The organism is Corynebacterium lemuris (genome assembly GCF_024919295.1).
Lineage (GTDB): Bacteria > Actinomycetota > Actinomycetes > Mycobacteriales > Mycobacteriaceae > Corynebacterium > Corynebacterium lemuris.
The window spans coordinates 1-3,367 of sequence record NZ_JANWTC010000031.1; the positions used below are offsets into that span (position 1 = coordinate 1).

Annotated in this window: 5 protein-coding genes; all 5 read left to right on the forward strand. The window is 49.5% G+C overall.

Annotation, left to right across the window (positions count from 1 at the left end; all coding sequences use genetic code 11):
- Nucleotides 1–70: 70 nt before the first annotated feature.
- Complete coding sequence (locus NYP18_RS15150; protein WP_023622803.1) at nucleotides 71–625, forward strand: aminoglycoside N-acetyltransferase AAC(6')-IIa; 555 nt, start codon at nucleotides 71–73, stop codon at nucleotides 623–625.
- Between the two features lie 69 nt (nucleotides 626–694).
- Nucleotides 695–1,522 (forward strand): OXA-2 family oxacillin-hydrolyzing class D beta-lactamase OXA-21, encoded by an 828-nt coding sequence (locus NYP18_RS15155; RefSeq protein WP_014386432.1) that lies wholly within the window; start codon nucleotides 695–697, stop codon nucleotides 1,520–1,522.
- A 46-nt stretch (nucleotides 1,523–1,568) separates the two neighbouring features.
- Complete coding sequence (dfrA6, locus tag NYP18_RS15160) at nucleotides 1,569–2,042, forward strand: trimethoprim-resistant dihydrofolate reductase DfrA6 (protein WP_259429034.1); 474 nt, start codon at nucleotides 1,569–1,571, stop codon at nucleotides 2,040–2,042.
- Between the two features lie 148 nt (nucleotides 2,043–2,190).
- Nucleotides 2,191–2,823 carry a type B-3 chloramphenicol O-acetyltransferase CatB3 gene (locus NYP18_RS15170; RefSeq protein WP_000186237.1) on the forward strand — a complete coding sequence of 211 codons (633 nt, stop codon included), beginning with the start codon at nucleotides 2,191–2,193 and terminating at the stop codon, nucleotides 2,821–2,823.
- 156 nt (nucleotides 2,824–2,979) lie between these two features.
- Entirely contained in the window at nucleotides 2,980–3,327 is a 348-nt protein-coding gene (locus NYP18_RS15175) for a quaternary ammonium compound efflux SMR transporter QacE delta 1 (protein WP_000679427.1), read from the forward strand.
- The last annotated feature ends 40 nt before the right edge of the window (nucleotides 3,328–3,367 follow it).

A 3,367-nucleotide genomic window follows, 5' to 3' on the forward strand; every position in this document is an offset into this window, starting at 1 on the left:
TGCAAAACTGTACTGCCCGTTCTTTCTTGTCTTGAAATACTAAAGTTAGGCAGCACAGAGAGACCATTTCATGTCCGCGAGCACCCCCCCCATAACTCTTCGCCTCATGACCGAGCGCGACCTGCCGATGCTCCATGATTGGCTCAACCGGCCGCACATCGTTGAGTGGTGGGGTGGTGACGAAGAGCGACCGACTCTTGATGAAGTGCTGGAACACTACCTGCCCAGAGCGATGGCGGAAGAGTCCGTAACACCGTACATCGCAATGCTGGGCGAGGAACCGATCGGCTATGCTCAGTCGTACGTCGCGCTCGGAAGCGGTGATGGCTGGTGGGAAGATGAAACTGATCCAGGAGTGCGAGGAATAGACCAGTCTCTGGCTGACCCGACACAGTTGAACAAAGGCCTAGGAACAAGGCTTGTCCGCGCTCTCGTTGAACTACTGTTCTCGGACCCCACCGTGACGAAGATTCAGACCGACCCGACTCCGAACAACCATCGAGCCATACGCTGCTATGAGAAGGCAGGATTCGTGCGGGAGAAGATCATCACCACGCCTGACGGGCCGGCGGTTTACATGGTTCAAACACGACAAGCCTTCGAGAGAAAGCGCGGTGTTGCCTAACAACTCATTCAAGCCGACGCCGCTTCGCGGCGCGGCTTAATTCAGGTGTTGGGCGTCAAGGAAAACTTAATGGCAATCCGAATCTTCGCAATACTTTTCTCCACTTTTGTTTTTGGCACGTTCGCGCATGCACAAGAAGGCATGCGCGAACGTTCTGACTGGCGGAAGTTTTTCAGCGAATTTCAAGCCAAAGGCACGATAGTTGTGGCAGACGAACGCCAAACAGATCGTGTCATATTGGTTTTTGATCAGGTGCGGTCAGAGAAACGCTACTCGCCGGCCTCGACATTCAAGATTCCACATACACTTTTTGCACTTGACGCAGGCGCTGCACGTGATGAGTTTCAAGTTTTCCGATGGGACGGCATCAAAAGAAGCTTTGCAGCTCACAACCAAGACCAAGACTTGCGATCAGCAATGCGGAATTCTACTGTCTGGATTTATGAGCTATTTGCAAAAGAGATCGGTGAAGACAAGGCTCGACGCTATTTGAAGCAAATCGACTATGGCAACGCCGATCCTTCGACAAGTAATGGCGATTACTGGATAGATGGCAATCTTGCTATCGCGGCACAAGAACAGATTGCATTTCTCAGGAAGCTCTATCATAACGAGTTGCCCTTTCGGGTAGAACATCAGCGCTTGGTCAAGGACCTCATGATTGTGGAAGCCGGTCGCAACTGGATACTGCGCGCAAAGACGGGCTGGGAAGGCCGCATGGGTTGGTGGGTAGGATGGGTTGAGTGGCCGACTGGCCCCGTATTCTTCGCACTGAATATTGATACGCCAAACAGGATGGATGACCTTTTCAAAAGGGAGGCAATAGTGCGGGCAATCCTTCGCTCTATCGAAGCGTTGCCGCCCAACCCGGCAGTCAACTCGGACGCAGCGCGATAAAGCCGCGCAGCGCCGGTTACTTCTACGTTAGCCCTCAGGAGGAAAAATGAAAATATCTCTTATGGCAGCTGTTTCCGAGAATGGAGTAATTGGCTCTGGATTGGATATACCTTGGCATGTACAAGGCGAGCAGCTCCTATTCAAAGCCATGACTTACAATCAATGGCTTCTAGTTGGTCGTAAAACCTTCGACTCAATGGGTAAACTTCCGAATAGAAAATATGCAGTGGTTACTCGTTCTAAAATTATCTCGAATGACCCTGATGTTGTGTATTTCGCAAGTGTTGAATCGGCATTAGCTTACCTAAACAATGCGACAGCACATATCTTTGTTTCTGGTGGTGGTGAAATATATGAAGCTTTAATCGATCAAGCAGATGTTATCCATCTTTCAGTGATTCACAAGCATATCTCTGGCGATGTGTTTTTTCCTCCAGTTCCACAGGGCTTCAAGCAAACATTTGAGCAAAGTTTCAGTTCAAATATTGATTACACGTACCAAATTTGGGCAAAGGGCTAACAATCTGTTTAAGAGTGATTCGCAACGCGTGGCATTTTTACTATGCGTTGCGTTTAGTGTTTAAGGTGGTATGCGGAGGCTTCGGTATTGCGTTGCTCACACCTTAACAGGGCGTTAGACGGCAAAGTCACAGACCGCGGGATCTCTTATGACCAACTACTTTGATAGCCCCTTCAAAGGCAAGCTGCTTTCTGAGCAAGTGAAGAACCCCAATATCAAAGTTGGGCGGTACAGCTATTACTCTGGCTACTATCATGGGCACTCATTCGATGACTGCGCACGGTATCTGTTTCCGGACCGTGATGACGTTGATAAGTTGATCATCGGTAGTTTCTGCTCTATCGGGAGTGGGGCTTCCTTTATCATGGCTGGCAATCAGGGGCATCGGTACGACTGGGCATCATCTTTCCCGTTCTTTTATATGCAGGAAGAACCTGCATTCTCAAGCGCACTCGATGCCTTCCAAAAAGCAGGTAATACTGTCATTGGCAATGACGTTTGGATCGGCTCTGAGGCAATGGTCATGCCCGGAATCAAGATCGGGCACGGTGCGGTGATAGGCAGCCGCTCGTTGGTGACAAAAGATGTGGAGCCTTACGCTATCGTTGGCGGCAATCCCGCTAAGAAGATTAAGAAACGCTTCACCGATGAGGAAATTTCATTGCTTCTGGAGATGGAGTGGTGGAATTGGTCACTGGAGAAGATCAAAGCGGCAATGCCCATGCTGTGCTCGTCTAATATTGTTGGCCTGCACAAGTATTGGCTCGAGTTTGCCGTCTAACAATTCAATCAAGCCGATGCCGCTTCGCGGCACGGCTTATTTCAGGCGTTAGATGCACTAAGCACATAATTGCTCACAGCCAAACTATCAGGTCAAGTCTGCTTTTATTATTTTTAAGCGTGCATAATAAGCCCTACACAAATTGGGAGATATATCATGAAAGGCTGGCTTTTTCTTGTTATCGCAATAGTTGGCGAAGTAATCGCAACATCCGCATTAAAATCTAGCGAGGGCTTTACTAAGCTTGCCCCTTCCGCCGTTGTCATAATCGGTTATGGCATCGCATTTTATTTTCTTTCTCTGGTTCTGAAATCCATCCCTGTCGGTGTTGCTTATGCAGTCTGGTCGGGACTCGGCGTCGTCATAATTACAGCCATTGCCTGGTTGCTTCATGGGCAAAAGCTTGATGCGTGGGGCTTTGTAGGTATGGGGCTCATAATTGCTGCCTTTTTGCTCGCCCGATCCCCATCGTGGAAGTCGCTGCGGAGGCCGACGCCATGGTGACGGTGTTCGGCATTCTGAATCTCACCGAGGACTCCTTCTT